The 13,548-nt window shown below is 62.8% G+C and carries 14 protein-coding genes; 6 read left to right on the top strand and 8 right to left on the bottom strand.

Features of this window, described 5'->3' with window-relative positions:
* Window positions 1–89: 89 nt before the first annotated feature.
* On the top strand, window positions 90–1,421 hold the full coding sequence (gene rimO, locus FHW75_RS13320) for a 30S ribosomal protein S12 methylthiotransferase RimO (protein WP_016712011.1): 1,332 nt from the start codon (window positions 90–92) through the stop codon (window positions 1,419–1,421).
* A 57-nt stretch (window positions 1,422–1,478) separates the two neighbouring features.
* On the opposite strand, the gene FHW75_RS13315 is transcribed toward rimO, so the two are convergent.
* From FHW75_RS13315 to FHW75_RS26810, 4 genes are read right to left on the bottom strand one after another with little or no spacing between them, the layout of a single operon-like run.
* Complete coding sequence (locus tag FHW75_RS13315; protein WP_025755057.1) at window positions 1,479–2,228, bottom strand: hypothetical protein; 750 nt, start codon at window positions 2,226–2,228, stop codon at window positions 1,479–1,481.
* Window positions 2,229–2,282: 54 nt separating this feature from the next.
* Window positions 2,283–3,986 (bottom strand): DUF5666 domain-containing protein, encoded by a 1,704-nt coding sequence (locus tag FHW75_RS13310; RefSeq protein WP_183673874.1) that lies wholly within the window; start codon window positions 3,984–3,986, stop codon window positions 2,283–2,285.
* Complete coding sequence (locus tag FHW75_RS13305; protein ID WP_019097277.1) at window positions 3,983–4,777, bottom strand: DUF6502 family protein; 795 nt, start codon at window positions 4,775–4,777, stop codon at window positions 3,983–3,985. Before FHW75_RS13305 ends, FHW75_RS13310 begins: the two co-directional genes overlap by 4 nt.
* A gap of 47 nt (window positions 4,778–4,824) precedes the next feature.
* Window positions 4,825–5,382: a hypothetical protein gene (locus tag FHW75_RS26810; protein WP_409347960.1), complete on the bottom strand. Its 558-nt coding sequence runs from the start codon at window positions 5,380–5,382 to the stop codon at window positions 4,825–4,827.
* 318 nt (window positions 5,383–5,700) lie between these two features.
* On the opposite strand from FHW75_RS26810, the gene FHW75_RS13290 reads away from it, so the two are divergent.
* From FHW75_RS13290 to tsaA, 4 genes are all read left to right on the top strand, one after another.
* A complete protein-coding gene (locus FHW75_RS13290) occupies window positions 5,701–6,153 on the top strand; it encodes a GNAT family N-acetyltransferase (protein ID WP_019098114.1) in 453 nt (150 codons plus the stop codon).
* 77 nt (window positions 6,154–6,230) lie between these two features.
* On the top strand, window positions 6,231–6,941 hold the full coding sequence (locus tag FHW75_RS13285; protein ID WP_019098115.1) for an rRNA pseudouridine synthase: 711 nt from the start codon (window positions 6,231–6,233) through the stop codon (window positions 6,939–6,941).
* Between the two features lie 47 nt (window positions 6,942–6,988).
* Window positions 6,989–7,450, top strand: coding sequence for a DUF1456 family protein (locus FHW75_RS13280; protein WP_019098116.1), 462 nt, complete (start codon window positions 6,989–6,991; stop codon window positions 7,448–7,450).
* 6 nt (window positions 7,451–7,456) lie between these two features.
* Complete coding sequence (tsaA, locus tag FHW75_RS13275; RefSeq protein ID WP_019098117.1) at window positions 7,457–8,149, top strand: tRNA (N6-threonylcarbamoyladenosine(37)-N6)-methyltransferase TrmO; 693 nt, start codon at window positions 7,457–7,459, stop codon at window positions 8,147–8,149.
* Between the two features lie 63 nt (window positions 8,150–8,212).
* Here tsaA and FHW75_RS13270 read toward each other — a convergent pair whose 3' ends face one another.
* From FHW75_RS13270 to FHW75_RS13255, 4 genes are all read right to left on the bottom strand, one after another.
* Window positions 8,213–9,535 carry a dicarboxylate/amino acid:cation symporter gene (locus FHW75_RS13270; RefSeq protein WP_019098118.1) on the bottom strand — a complete coding sequence of 441 codons (1,323 nt, stop codon included), beginning with the start codon at window positions 9,533–9,535 and terminating at the stop codon, window positions 8,213–8,215.
* A gap of 349 nt (window positions 9,536–9,884) precedes the next feature.
* Window positions 9,885–11,231: an ATP-binding protein gene (locus FHW75_RS13265; RefSeq protein WP_084297028.1), complete on the bottom strand. Its 1,347-nt coding sequence runs from the start codon at window positions 11,229–11,231 to the stop codon at window positions 9,885–9,887.
* Window positions 11,228–11,905 (bottom strand): response regulator, encoded by a 678-nt coding sequence (locus FHW75_RS13260; protein WP_016712023.1) that lies wholly within the window; start codon window positions 11,903–11,905, stop codon window positions 11,228–11,230. Before FHW75_RS13260 ends, FHW75_RS13265 begins: the two co-directional genes overlap by 4 nt.
* Before the next feature lie 88 nt (window positions 11,906–11,993).
* On the bottom strand, window positions 11,994–12,599 hold the full coding sequence (locus tag FHW75_RS13255) for an outer membrane beta-barrel protein (protein WP_084297029.1): 606 nt from the start codon (window positions 12,597–12,599) through the stop codon (window positions 11,994–11,996).
* Between the two features lie 129 nt (window positions 12,600–12,728).
* Between FHW75_RS13255 and FHW75_RS13250 the strand changes: the two genes are divergently transcribed.
* Window positions 12,729–13,520, top strand: coding sequence for a dienelactone hydrolase family protein (locus FHW75_RS13250; RefSeq protein ID WP_016712025.1), 792 nt, complete (start codon window positions 12,729–12,731; stop codon window positions 13,518–13,520).
* Window positions 13,521–13,548: the final 28 nt, after the last annotated feature.

Genomic DNA, 13,548 nt, shown 5'->3' with positions numbered 1-13,548 from the left:
CGCACTTTTTGATCAGAGGCGCCCAAAGCGCCCGTCAAGATCGCCCCCGATTCCGGCCGGGCGACCTGCATTCAATACCGAGGTTAGTCATGTCCACCACGCCCGCCACCCCCAAGGTAGGTTTCGTAAGCCTGGGTTGCCCTAAAGCCCTGGTCGATTCCGAGCGCATCCTGACCCAGCTGCGCATGGAAGGCTATGAAGTCGTGCCCACCTACGAGGACGCCGACGTGGTGGTGGTCAACACCTGCGGCTTCATCGACAGCGCCAAGGCAGAATCGCTGGAAGTGATCGGCGAAGCGATCAAGGAAAACGGCAAGGTCATCGTCACCGGCTGCATGGGTGTCGAAGAAGGCAGCATCCGTGATGTGCACCCGAGCGTGCTGTCGGTCACCGGCCCGCAGCAGTACGAGCAGGTGGTCAACGCCGTTCACGAAGTGGTACCGCCACGCCAGGACCACAACCCGCTGATCGACCTGGTGCCGCCTCAGGGCGTCAAGCTGACCCCGCGCCACTACGCGTACCTGAAAATTTCCGAAGGCTGTAACCACAGCTGCAGCTTCTGCATCATCCCGTCGATGCGCGGCAAGCTGGTCAGCCGCCCGGTGGGTGAAGTGCTGAGCGAGGCCGAGCGCCTGGTCAAGGCCGGGGTGAAGGAGATCCTGGTGATTTCCCAGGACACCAGCGCCTATGGCGTCGACGTCAAGTACAAGACCGACTTCTGGAACGGCCGCCCGGTCAAGACCCGCATGCTCGAATTGTGCGAAGCACTGAGCAGCCTGGGCGCCTGGGTACGCCTGCACTACGTGTACCCGTACCCGAACGTCGACGACGTGATCCCACTGATGGCCGCCGGCAAGATCCTGCCGTACCTGGACATCCCGTTCCAGCACGCCAGCCCGAAAGTGCTCAAGTCGATGAAGCGCCCGGCCTTCGAAGACCGCACCCTGGCGCGCATCAAGAACTGGCGCGAACAGTGCCCCGAGCTGGTGATCCGCTCCACCTTCATCGTCGGCTTCCCGGGCGAAACCGAGGAAGACTTCCAGTACCTGCTGGACTGGCTGACCGAAGCCCAGCTGGACCGCGTGGGCTGCTTCCAGTACTCGCCGGTAGAAGGCGCACCGGCCAACGACCTGGGCCTGGAAGAAGTGCCGGACGACGTCAAGCAGGACCGCTGGGACCGCTTCATGGCCCACCAGCAGGCCATCAGCGCCGCCCGACTGCAACTGCGCATCGGCAAGGAAATCGACGTGCTGATCGACGAAGTCGAGGAGCAAGGTTCGGTTGGCCGCAGCTTCTTCGATGCCCCGGAAATCGACGGCAGCGTGTTCATCGACGGCGATCATGGCTTCAAGCCAGGCGACAAAGTGCGCTGCCGTGTGGTGGATGCCGACGAATACGACATGTGGGCCGAGCCTATTTAAAGCGGCTGAAACACTGAAAAGCCCCTGCCCCGGTAGCCCGGCGCAGGGGCTTTTTTGTCAAAACGTGTGAAACAGCATCAGCCCCCCCTCTGCATCCGGGCTGGCATCCGAAAAGCCTTTGACCGCATACAGTTGCACTTTCCATTGCGGGTTGAGCTTGTGGGTCAGGAACAAGGTCAGTTCCTTGATCTGCGACCCTGTCGAGAGCACTTTCTGCCGCCAATCGTACGAAGCGCCCGCTGACGTGCCAGTAGCCACAGGTATGGCGAAGCCGAGGCTGACAAATACCGGGTCGTCGAAATCGCTGTCGGGCGGGTCGCCGAACTTCTTCCAGCCCAATGTCGCGAAGCCGGTGACCGGGCCAAAGCCCTTGGTGATGTCGACCTGGGTGGTGTAGTCGTATTCGCCGGTACCCAGGCACTGGTCTTCATCGGCGGTGGGGAATTTGACCTTGCCGATCAGGTCCAGCATCAGGCCGCCGTCGCTGCCATCGAGCAGGGCGTACCCGGCGCTGGCAACCGTGTCGCCCAGCCCGCTCTCCACATCCCGGCAACCGCCGGGCAAGGGGTCACCATTCGGGCCGACTTCCGGGTTGGTGATGCGTAGCCAAGGCACGGTGACCTTGTAGGTCATGGGGCCGGTTTCATACTTGCCGACCACGGGCACGTACCAGATTTCCGACGTGGTGCCCGTGCCATAGTCGCCGCTTGAATAGTCCATGCCGATGGCCGCACTGAAGGTTTCAGCCAAGGTTGACGCGCTGGTGCATGACAGCAGGCAGGCGAGAAGCGGGAGGGTCGGTCTCATCAGCACCTCGGAATCCCGTCGGGAAGTGTGAGCGGACATACCCAGCCTAGTTGCCTAACGCCCGGAACGCTCCGGATGCTCGACTTTTTCGGCGGTCTCTATCTTCTCCGGCTTTTCCACTTTCTCGACTTTTTCAACCTTCTCGACCTTTTCAGGCTTTTCGACTTTCTCTACTTTTTCGACCCTCTCTACCTTCTCGACTTTTTCAACCTTCTCCACCTTTTCAGGCTTCTCGACTTTCTCCACCTTTTCGACTTTCTCTACTTTTTCGACTTTCTCTACTTTTTCGACTTTCTCTACTTTTTCGACCTTCTCTACTTTTTCGACCTTCTCAACCTTATCGGCCTTTTCTACCTTTTCGACGTCGACCCGCTCTACCCGGTCAGAACGGCCGCTGTTGCTGCTTTCAGGCTGCTCCACCGTTTCGACATGTTCTGTCTTGCCAGACTTGTCCACGCGGTCTGACTTGCCATGCCCGCTGGCGTCCTCAATGCCGCTGCCACCGCTGCGATCCTCACGGCCTTCGTTGCCAACAGCGGTCGCTTCGCGTGTGCCATGACCACTGTTGCCGGAACTGCCGGAATCACTGCTGCCGTGCTCGCTGCCATGCCCCGAATGGCCTCTGTCCGGGTTGTCGACGCGGTCATCCTGGACCTCCACACGCGTTGCCCGCAGTTCGTGAGCGCCATTGAGTACGCCACTCACCCGCACACGCTGATCGAGCGCCAACGCCGCCGACGGCTTGCCAACGATCACGGTGCCCTGCCCCAGCGTCACATTGATGCCTGCGACCACCAGTTGCCGAGCCTGCGCGCGCTGCACCAGCCCTTCGACCACCGCCTGCTGCACACGGCCAGCAAACGGCAGGCTCGGGTCACGGCGGGTTTGCGCCACTTCCAGCTGACGCCCGGTCCACTGGCCGCGCACCAGCACTTCCCGTGCCGGGGCTACGCGGGTACCCAGTTGCAGCCCTTGAAGGCTACCAGGGCGATCAATCGCCCCAATGGCACTGGCCTCTCGCAGCCCCGGCGCCCGTTCGATACGGGTCGCCACCACTTCGCCCCTGGCATCGCGCAAGCCGCTGACCCGGACCGACTCGCCCAGGTGCAGCCCTTGCGCCACCCGCGCGCCTGCGGCAAGGCGCACCGGTTGCCCCATCACCCGCAGCGGGGCCGAAGCGCTGGGGAGCGCCGTCAGCGGCCCTTCGTAGGCGTTGAGGATCGAGATACGCCCAGCCTGCAGGCCGCGCTGGGTGGCAACGGCCTCCACCGCCACAACCTGCCCGATGGCCAGGTGAGCACTGCTGGCCGGTGCACCGTTCTGACTCACCGGTACGTCCTTGCCATAATGGACTTCCATACCATTGACGCAGATCGAGGCAAACCCGGTGATGGTGCCGACAATGCCGGTACCACCGGTACCGCCCGGGCGCAGGATTGGCGCACCGGTACCGCCAACACCACCACTGCTGTGATCGAAGTAGGTGCCATCCACACCCTCGGCCACTGCACCCGTACCGCCTGTGCCACCGGGGCGCTGCGGATGCGGTGCGCCAGTGCCGCCAACACCGCCGTTTTCACTGCGCACACCGGTGCCGCCCGTTCCCCCCGGAAACTGCATGCCTGCGGCACCGGCCATACCCACTTCATCACGGCTGACACACACCGGCGCTGCGGCCACCTCGGCAGGCGCCATCAGGTTCAACCCGAAAACCAGGGCGAGCGTGATGGCACTGAGGCAGCGCACAAGAGCAGTCATGGGCCGGGTGTCTTCGACAAATCGGGTTGGGTAGCTTCAGTGTAGAAATAAAGCCCTACGGTGATGCGCTGACGTTGCTCGACAGTGGGCTCATCAGCACCCTCCAGCTCTGCTGCAAGCTGGCTGAAAGCAAGCAGTGTCTGCATGCCATCCCTGGAGACCGCTTCACGCAAGTGTTCGACGCTGGCCAGGCTCAAGGCATCGTAGTGAACACTGCGCTCAAAGAACGGCTGGCCTTCGCCACTGAGGTTATGCACCGCTGCACAGGCATGGTCATGCAGGTTGTGGCCAAAGTAGGCGGCTTTTTCATCGAAACCCGTCTGCGGCACGAATGCCTGGGCCTCCAGGTGCACACAATCCTGCTCATCGAGCCGGACGATACCAAGGCGCAACCACTCATCCAGCACAACCCGGCCACGGATATCGGTGCTGACCTTGGCCACCAGGGCATCGAATGAACAGTCGCCGCCGACACTGGCCAAACGCGGCAGCGCCAGCGCCTGGCCAGGTGCCGAGCAGAACGGCGGGCTGGTGGTCCATACATTGACCAGCTGAGCACCCAGGGTGATGTTTGCCGGCAAGGCTGCGAGCACCGTGCCGGCTTCACTACGAATCCGCCGGACATCCTTGCGGTGCACGCCTGTGAGCAGGCTGATACGGCTGTCGGTGGGCGGGGTGCCGTCCAGGCGAAACTCGCGGTGGGCTACGTCGACGAACACGTCCTTGAGCAGGTCGGCGAACATCGTATAAGTCACCCCCTTGCGCAACATCAAGCGCACCAGCGGACGCATGACACGCCGCAGTGCGCTTAACATCGAAGGGGGAGAAGTTGGGCTGATCAACGCCTGTCAGCTCCTGCTATTGTCATCACCCGGTTCGCCACCCACATGGTTGCCGCGATCGTCACCAGGTTCACCACCCACGTGATTGCCGTGATCATCGCCAGGCTCGCCGCCGACATGATTACCATGATCATCCCCGGGCTCACCGCCAACATGGTTGCCATGATCGTCACCGGGCTCACCGCCAACGTGATTGCCGTGATCGTCACCGGGCTCACCACCCACGTGATTGCCATGATCGTCACCCGCTTCAGCATGGTTGCTGCTGCGACCAGCGTTTGAATTACCGTCGTGGCCGCTGCCACTGTTGCCGGCATGGCCGCCACCGTCTCCGCCACTGCCATGGCCACCACCGCCACTTCCGCTGCCACCACCGTGGCCGCCACCACCACTTCCACCGCCGTGGCCTCCACCTCCGCCACCACTCCCGCCGCCGCCGTGGCCTCCGCCGCCACCGCCACCGCCGTGGCCGCCGCCGTGGCCGCCGCCTCCACCGCCACCGTGACCGCCACCGCCACCATGACCACCACCACCACCACCACCACCACCACCATCTTTGGCATAGGCGCTGGAGCCGTGAGAAATCGTGTCAGGGATCAAAACAATGGACGTCGAAAGCACGCCAGCTACGGCAACCGCCAGTAAGGCCTTCTTGAACAGCAGGTGGATTTGCATAGTCCGTCTCCAGGTCGTCGCCACGAGAACGCCAAATCAGTAAAAGTCTTGTTGTCAGTTTTAGCTCTTCTTTGCGTGGGATTTTTTCCCACGCTTAATTAATAGACCGCTACCCTCCGCCGTTCAAGCGCTACACAGACAAGCCGACCGGTGGTTGGGCTGCTATGTTTTCCCTATCGCCATGGAGGACCACCGGCATGCATGCGCCACTGACGTTGCAAACGCCGCGCTTGAGCGACTACAGCGAGCTGGTACAGGTGTGGGAGGACTCGGTGCGCGCCACCCATCACTTCCTGCCAGAGGGCTACATCCTGCTGCTGCGCGACCACGTGTTGCGCCGCTACCTGGATGCGGTGATGCTGGTCTGCTGCAAGGACCGGCAACGTATCTGCGGCTTCGCCGGGGTCGCCAATGGGCGCGTGGACATGCTCTTCGTCGCACCAGACTACCGTGGCCAAGGGGTTGGCAAGCGCCTGCTGCACTATGCGATCGACGAACTGAACGCCGAACGCCTGGACGTCAACGAGCAGAACCCGCAAGCCTTGGGCTTTTACCTGCATGAAGGCTTCGAAGTGTTCGGCCGTTCGGAAACCGACGGCCTGGACCAGCCCTACCCGCTGCTGCACATGCGCCTGCGCAAAACGGCGTAAATGACACAGATTCCCAGCCCCTCTGTCGCGCAGGCAGGTACAATGCGCGTCTTTCCCTGCCTTTGCGAATTACCGTCATGTCTGAACCCGTCCGCCTGTCCAAACGCCTTATCGAGCAGCTGGGTTGCTCCCGTCGCGAGGCCGAGTTGTATATCGAAGGCGGCTGGGTGACGGTCGATGGCGTGGTCGTCGAGCAGCCGCAGTTCAAGGTTGAGCAACAGCGCGTCGAGCTGTTGCCGGGTGCCCGCGCCGAAACGCTGGAGCCGGTGACCCTGCTGATGAACCAACCCGCCGGTATCGACAGTGAAACTGCCCGCGCCAGCATGAACAGGGGCAACCTCAGCGAGGCTCACCGCGAAGGCGTGCGCGCCCTGCACGGGCATTTTGCCCGGCAGGAGTGCGTGGCGCCGCTGGAGCGCGGCGCCACCGGCCTGCAGGTATTCACCCAGGACTGGCGGGTGACGCGCAAGATCAACGCCGACCTGCGCCGCCTGGAGCAGGAGTTCATCGTCGAAGTGCGCGGCGAAACCACGCCCCAGGCGCTGGAACGCCTGGCGCGCGGGGCCACGCGCAATGATCGCGAACTGCCTAAGACCAAAGCCAGCTGGCAAAACGAGACCCACCTGCGCATGGTGCTGAAAAACCCGCAGCCCGGGCAAATCGCCGAGCTGTGCGCCTACCTGCGCCTGGAGCTGTTAAGCATGCGCCGTATTCGCCTGGGTGGCGTATCGATGGGCAAACTGCCGCTAGGCCAATGGCGCTACCTGGCCACTACCGAACGTTTCTAAGCAATACGCCACGCACTCGCGTGGCACCTGAACAGGATTCTGCAGCAATGAACCACAACGATGTCCTGCGCAGTCTGCGCTACATGCTCAAGGTGAACGACGCCAAGATGGCCGAAATCATTGGGCTTTCCGGCCTCGAAGTGCATCCTCTGGTGCTGGCCACCTACCTGAAGAAAGAAGAAGAGGAAGGTTTCGTACGTTGCCCTGAACGGGTGATGGCGCACTTCCTCGATGGCCTGGTGATTCACCGCCGCGGCAAGGATGACAGCCGCCCACCGCAGCCGGTCGAGCTGCCGGTAACCAACAACCTCATCCTCAAGAAGCTGCGGGTGGCCTTCGAGCTCAAGGAAGACGACCTGCACGCGATCCTCAAGTCGGTCAACTTCCCGGTCAGCAAGCCGGAGCTCAGCGCGCTGTTCCGCAAGGCCGGCCACGACAACTACCGTCCGTGCGGTGACCAGTTGCTGCGCAACTTCCTCAAGGGCCTGACCCTGCGCGTGCGCGGCTGAGTGGCCATGCAGCACACGGTTGCCCCGGTCGGCATAGTGCGCTCCTGCTTCAAGGAGAAATTCGCCATTCCACGCCAGCCGCAGCTGGCGCCTGCGGCGCGCGGCGTGGTCGAACTGCTGCCGCCGTTCGACCAGGGTGATGCGGTCGAAGGGCTGGAGCAGGTCAGCCATGTCTGGCTGCTGTTCCTGTTCCACCAGGCCCTGGAAGACAAACCCCGCCTGAAAGTGCGGCCACCGCGCCTGGGCGGCAACAAGAGCATGGGCGTGTTCGCCACCCGCGCCACCCACAGGCCCAACGGCATCGGCCAGTCAGTGGTGCGTCTGGAGGGGGTAGAGCCTGGCCGCCTGTTGCTGTCCGGGATCGACCTGCTCGATGGCACGCCGGTACTGGACATCAAGCCCTATGTGCCCTACGCCGACAGCATCGCGGGCGCCAGCAACCAGATGGCCAGTGAAGCACCTGCTGCGATTGCCGTGCAGTGGGGTGAAAACGCCCTGCCCCAGGCTCGTGAGCATGCATTACGCCTGGCTGAGCCACTGGTAGAGCTGATCGAGCAATGCCTGGCCCAGGACCCGCGACCGGCCTATCAGATACCACCGGCCGAGCGGGTGTATGGGGTGAAATTCTGGGATGTGCAAGTGAGGTGGCATTACCCGCAGCCGGAGGTGATCCGGGTGCTGGAAGTGGTGCTGGCCTGAACGCGGCACGAACATGAAAAAGGCGACCTCAAGGGTCGCCTTTTTCATTTAGCCATCCCGCTATTAGCGAGCCGGGCCTTCGGCCACGCCAAGGTCATCGGTAGGACGGGTATCAACCAGCGGAGCACCACCGGAAGCCAGCTCCGAAGCGAGCTTGTCGTTGTCCATTTCCTTGACCCACTTGGCAACCACCACGGTAGCGACGGCGTTACCTACCAGGTTGGTCAGGGCGCGGGCTTCAGACATGAAGCGGTCGATGCCGAGGATCAGCGCCAGACCGGCAACTGGCAAGTGGCCAACAGCCGACAGGGTGGCGGCCAGCACGATGAAGCCCGAACCGGTAACGCCGGCAGCACCTTTGGAGGCCACCAGCAGCACCAGCAGCAGTGTGATCTGGTGAGTGATGTCCATGGTGGTGTCGGTGGCCTGGGCGATGAACACCGCGGCCATGGTCAGGTAGATCGAGGTGCCATCCAGGTTGAACGAGTAACCGGTCGGGATCACCAGGCCGACAACCGACTTCTTGGCACCCAGGCGCTCCATCTTGGCCAGCATGCGCGGCAGTGCCGATTCCGACGAGGAAGTACCCAGCACGATCAGCAGCTCTTCACGGATGTAGCGGATCAGCTTGAGCACGCTGAAGCCGTGGGCGCGGCAGATACCGCCCAGCACCACCAGCACGAACAGCAGGCAGGTGATGTAGAAGCAGGCCATCAGGTAGCCCAGTTGCACCAGCGAGCCAACGCCGTACTGGCCAATGGTGAAGGCCATGGCGCCGAAGGCACCGATCGGGGCCAGCTTCATGATCATGTTGATGATGTTGAACATGACATGGGCAAAGCGGTCGATCATGTCCAGCACCGGCTTGCCATAGCTGCCCAGGCGGTGCAAGGCGAAGCCGAACAGCACCGAGAACATCAGCACTTGCAGGATGTCGCCGTTGGCGAAGGCGCCGACCACGGTGTTGGGGATGACGTTGAGCAGGAAGCCGACGGTGGTCTGCTGCGCGCCGGCGGCGGCGTAGGCAGCCACGCTGCTGGCGTTCAGGGTACTGACGTCGATGTGCATGCCAGCGCCTGGCTTGACCACGTTGACGACGACGAGGCCGATGATCAGGGCGATGGTGGAGACGATTTCAAAGTACAGCAGCGCGTAGCCGCCGGTCTTGCCGACCGACTTCATGCTCTGCATGCCGGCGATGCCGCTGACCACGGTGCAGAAGATGATCGGGGCGATGACCATCTTGATCAGTTTGACGAAGCCGTCACCCAAAGGTTTGAGGGCGACGCCCGTTTCCGGGTAGTAGTGGCCGAGCAGAATGCCGATGGTGATGGCGACCAACACCTGGACATACAGGGATTTGTACAGCGGCTGACGTGTCGTCATGGCTCATTTTCCTCAAGTGTGCCGGCCCACCCTTCCCAGGGTGATGGGGCACCTGAATCGCTAACCCTCCTGCACCCGGAGGGATTTGTCGTTGTGTTCGAGCTGCCTGGGCAGGCCTCTGAAGGGATCAATAGCAAGGGTGGTGCCAAAATGCCCATGAAGGGTGCAAAGGCCGTATTAGCTAGGGATAAATGCCCAACGACGGGGCGATTTGCCTGAAGAAGGCTGGCGGATTTCCGCCCAGTGGCGGGATTTGTACAGGGGGCATGGCGGGAATCCGCCCGATGCGGTTTGCCTGTGCCGGCCTCTTCGCGGGTTTACCCGCGAAAGGGCCGGCAAAGCAAGCGAATCAATCGAGGTTGAAGGTGATCCTGAACGCCGCCCCGCCCAAGGGCGAATCCCCAAGGCTCAGCTCGGCGTCATAGCTGTCGACAATGTCCTTGACCACCGCCAGCCCGATACCCTGCCCCGGGTGCTGGCTGTCCAGCCGCTCCCCCCGCTCCAGGATGCGCTCACGCTGGTCGGCCGGCACCCCCGGCCCATCGTCCTCGATACACAAGGTCAACTGCCCGGGCGCCTGCTCCAGGCTTACCCGCACCTGGCCCAGGCTCAGCCGGTAGGCGTTTTCCAGCAGGTTGCCGAGCATCTCCAGCAAGGCGCCCTGCTCCATCGGCACCTGCGCCGCATCAGGCACCTCCAGGGCCACGTTCACCTGTTTGTCCCGGTAAACCTTGGCCAGCGTGCAGGACAAACTGTCGAGCAACGGCAGCAGCCTCACGCTGTGGCGCACCAGGCCGCTCTTGCGCAGGCTGGCGCGTTGCAGCTGGTAGTCGATCTGCTGGCTCATGCGCTCGATCTGGCTTTGCAGCACCCGCGCCTGCTCACGCTCGCCGCTGCGCTGCTGCAGGCTCTCGCCCACACCTTGCAACACCGCCAGCGGCGTCTTCAGGCTGTGGGCCAGGTCATCCAGCGAATCGCGATAGCGTGTGCGTTGCTCGCGCTCACTGCGTAGCAGGCGGTTGAGCGAACGGGTCAAGCGCAGCAACTCGCGAGGGTGCTCGCCGCTCAGGCCGTCGCGTGCGCCCGATTCCACCTCATCCAGCTCGTGGCTGAGCCGCCGCAACGAGCGCAGCCCCCAGGTCAAGCCCGCCCATAACAGCACCATCAATGCCAGCAAGGCAGCACCAAAACCTAGGTAGAGCTTTTCTCGCAGGCCATTGAGGGTGGCCTTGTATTCGCTCACCGGCTGCAGGGCGACAATGCTGTAAGCGGCGCTTTGGCCGCCCAGCAGCTTGATCTCGACGTCATAAACGAAGAATTCTTCGCCATCGGACTGGTGAATGCGGGCAAACTCGTTACCCCGCCCGTCGTAGCGCGGGCTGTAATTGATGTGCCGGTCAGCAGTGGCCCGCGACTGCCAGACCAGGTTGCCGTCGCGGTCGAAGATGTAGCCCAGCAGGCCGGTATACGGCAGGTTGTAACGCTCGTCCGGCAGCAGCGTCGGCATCTGCAGTTGGCCATGCTCGATGCGCGCGGCGGAAATCAGAGTGGTCACATCCGAGGCCAACCGCTGCTCGATCGATTCCTGCAGGGCCAGGCTGAAGGCTTTCTGCAAGGCCGGCAATAGCGCCAGCATGAACAGCAGCGCCAGCACGGCGGCGGCCAACATCAGGCGTACCCGCAGGGAGCGGATCATCGGCAGCGCTCGGTGAACAGATAGCCCAGGCCGCGCACGGTGTCGATGGGTTTGAAGCCGTGCTCACCCTCAAGCTTGCGGCGCAGGCGGCCGACCAGCACCTCGATGACATTGGGGTCGCGTTCCTCGTCCCCCGGGTACAGCTGCTCCATCAGGCGCTCCTTGGCCACTACCTGCTGATGATGGCGCATGAGGTATTCGAGAATACGGTATTCGTAGGCCGTCAGCGCCAGTGGGTGTTCGTCGAGGGTGGCCTGTTTGCGGTTGAGGTCGAGCACCAGGGGGCCGGCGGCGATGGTCGACTGAGTGAAACCGCTGGAGCGGCGCAGCAGGGCATTCAGGCGAGCCTCCAGCTCTTCGAACTGGAACGGCTTGACCAGGTAGTCGTCTGCACCGGCCGCCAGGCCCTCGACCTTGTCCTGCCAGTTGCCACGGGCGGTGAGGATGAGGATGGGGAAGGTCTTGTCCTGGCTGCGCAGGCGCGTGATCAGCTCCAGGCCACTGATGCCGGGCAGGCCCAGGTCGATGATGGCCAGGTCAAAGTGGTATTGCCCGGCCTGGTACAGGGCCTCTTCGGCGTCGGCGACGGCCTCGACCACATGGCCGCTTTCGCCCAGTCGGGTGTAGAGGTGATGGCGAAGCAGGGCTTCGTCCTCGACCACCAGCAGTTTCATGTGCAGCTCCTTGATTTGTATTGCCTGTGCCGGCCTCTTCGCGGCTAAGGCCGCGAAGAGGCCGGCACAGGATAACCCGGCTCGCCCGTCAGAACTTGTAGCTAGCAGCCAGGTAGGTCTGCGCACTGCTGGTCAGGCGCAGGGTGCCGTCCTTCGGCCCGCCACGCTCGCCCACTTCGGTGGCGGCATTGGTGCGCAGGTAACGGTAGCCCAGTTCGACCGAGGCTTTGTCGGTGATGTCCTGGATCACACCCGCCTGCAGGCCATAGGCATAACCGTAGTCGGTATCGCGGCTGGCACCTGGCGAGTCCTGGGTCAGCTTGGTCACGCCCAGGCTGCCACCGCCAAACAGCTTGGTGGTATCGCTCACGGGCAGGAACAGGTCATAGCTGCCCAGCAGGTTTTCCTGGCGCAGCTTGAGGCCGCTGTGGTCGCCCGAGACATTGTCGTAGGTCATGTAGTAGCGGCCTTGGTCATTGATCTTGCCCAGACGCACGCCCCAGGTGTCGTCTTTGCCGATGATGCCATCGGCGTTGAGGTGGTCGGTGTTGCGCTGCAGCAGGCCGGACTTGCGAACCTTGTCGCTGGTCTGGCCGTAGGTCAGGCTGGCGAAGTTGTCGTCGGCGGCCTGGGCTGTGGTGATGCCAGCGGCGCAGACGGCCATGGCGGCAAGCAGGGTGTTGAAGGTTTTCATGGCTGGATACTCCAGTTGGGTGCGCTGTTTCGGTCTGGAAGCTAGAGTAAGCAGGGCACCCTGAACCGCGACTGAACCCTGGCTGAACACCGGCTGAACGAACTGTCTGCAAGACAAGGAGTAGTAACCATGCGTGCCCTGCTGGCCCTGACCCTGATGTGCAGCGCCGCCTTAGCCCAAGCGGCGGTACAAACCCGTGAAATCCCTTACCAGGACGCCGATGGCAACCGCCTGGTCGGCTATTACGCCTACGACGACGCCATCGAGGGCAAGCGCCCCGGCATTGTCGTGGTGCATGAATGGTGGGGGCTGAACGATTACGCCAAGCGCCGCGCCCGCGACCTGGCCGCATTGGGCTACAACGCGCTGGCCATCGACATGTATGGCGACGGTAAGCACACCGAACACCCGCAGGACGCCCAGGCGTTCATGGCTGCCGCCATGAAGGACCCGGCAGCGGCGGCAGCACGCTTCGACGCCGGCCTTGAACTGTTGAAGCTGCAACCGAATACCAACAAGCATCAACTGGGCGCTGTCGGTTACTGCTTCGGCGGCAAGGTGGTGCTCGATGCCGCGCGCCGGGGCGAGAAGCTGGACGGCGTGGTGAGCTTCCATGGCGCACTGGCCACCCAGACACCGGCAAAACCGGGCGTGGTGCGGGCCGATATCCTGGTCGAGCACGGGGCGGCAGACAGCATGGTCACCCAGCAGCAGGTGGATGCGTTCAAGGCAGAAATGGAGGCGGCCAAGGTCAACTATGAATTCGTCAGTATTGAAGGCGCCAAGCACGGGTTTACCAACCCGGATGCCGACCGGTTGAGCCATGGCGAGCATGGCGGGCCGGACATTGGCTATAACAAGGCGGCGGATGAAAGCTCTTGGGCGGATATGCAGGCGTTTTTCAAGAAAGTGTTCAAGTAAAGATTGCCGGGGGCCGCTTTGCGGCCCA

It is taken from the genome of Pseudomonas sp. OG7 (genome assembly GCF_014192825.1).
GTDB classification, from domain to species: Bacteria; Pseudomonadota; Gammaproteobacteria; order Pseudomonadales; family Pseudomonadaceae; genus Aquipseudomonas; species Aquipseudomonas monteilii.
Note: the sequence above shows the minus strand (reverse complement) of the source record. Positions and strands in the feature narration are given on the sequence as shown.

Bases quoted from the DNA above. Each gene is read 5' to 3' on its own strand.
- rimO (WP_016712011.1), top strand. From the start codon at position 90: ATGTCCACCACGCCCGCCACCCCCAAGGTAGGTTTCGTAAGCCTGGGT.
- FHW75_RS13315 (WP_025755057.1), bottom strand. From the start codon at position 2,228: ATGAGACCGACCCTCCCGCTTCTCGCCTGCCTGCTGTCATGCACCAGC.
- FHW75_RS13310 (WP_183673874.1), bottom strand. From the start codon at position 3,986: ATGACTGCTCTTGTGCGCTGCCTCAGTGCCATCACGCTCGCCCTGGTT.
- FHW75_RS13305 (WP_019097277.1), bottom strand. From the start codon at position 4,777: ATGCGTCCGCTGGTGCGCTTGATGTTGCGCAAGGGGGTGACTTATACG.
- FHW75_RS26810 (WP_409347960.1), bottom strand. From the start codon at position 5,382: ATGGTGGTGGTGGTGGTGGTGGTGGTGGTGGTCATGGTGGCGGTGGCG.
- FHW75_RS13290 (WP_019098114.1), top strand. From the start codon at position 5,701: ATGCATGCGCCACTGACGTTGCAAACGCCGCGCTTGAGCGACTACAGC.
- FHW75_RS13285 (WP_019098115.1), top strand. From the start codon at position 6,231: ATGTCTGAACCCGTCCGCCTGTCCAAACGCCTTATCGAGCAGCTGGGT.
- FHW75_RS13280 (WP_019098116.1), top strand. From the start codon at position 6,989: ATGAACCACAACGATGTCCTGCGCAGTCTGCGCTACATGCTCAAGGTG.
- tsaA (WP_019098117.1), top strand. From the start codon at position 7,457: ATGCAGCACACGGTTGCCCCGGTCGGCATAGTGCGCTCCTGCTTCAAG.
- FHW75_RS13270 (WP_019098118.1), bottom strand. From the start codon at position 9,535: ATGACGACACGTCAGCCGCTGTACAAATCCCTGTATGTCCAGGTGTTG.
- FHW75_RS13265 (WP_084297028.1), bottom strand. From the start codon at position 11,231: ATGATCCGCTCCCTGCGGGTACGCCTGATGTTGGCCGCCGCCGTGCTG.
- FHW75_RS13260 (WP_016712023.1), bottom strand. From the start codon at position 11,905: ATGAAACTGCTGGTGGTCGAGGACGAAGCCCTGCTTCGCCATCACCTC.
- FHW75_RS13255 (WP_084297029.1), bottom strand. From the start codon at position 12,599: ATGAAAACCTTCAACACCCTGCTTGCCGCCATGGCCGTCTGCGCCGCT.
- FHW75_RS13250 (WP_016712025.1), top strand. From the start codon at position 12,729: ATGCGTGCCCTGCTGGCCCTGACCCTGATGTGCAGCGCCGCCTTAGCC.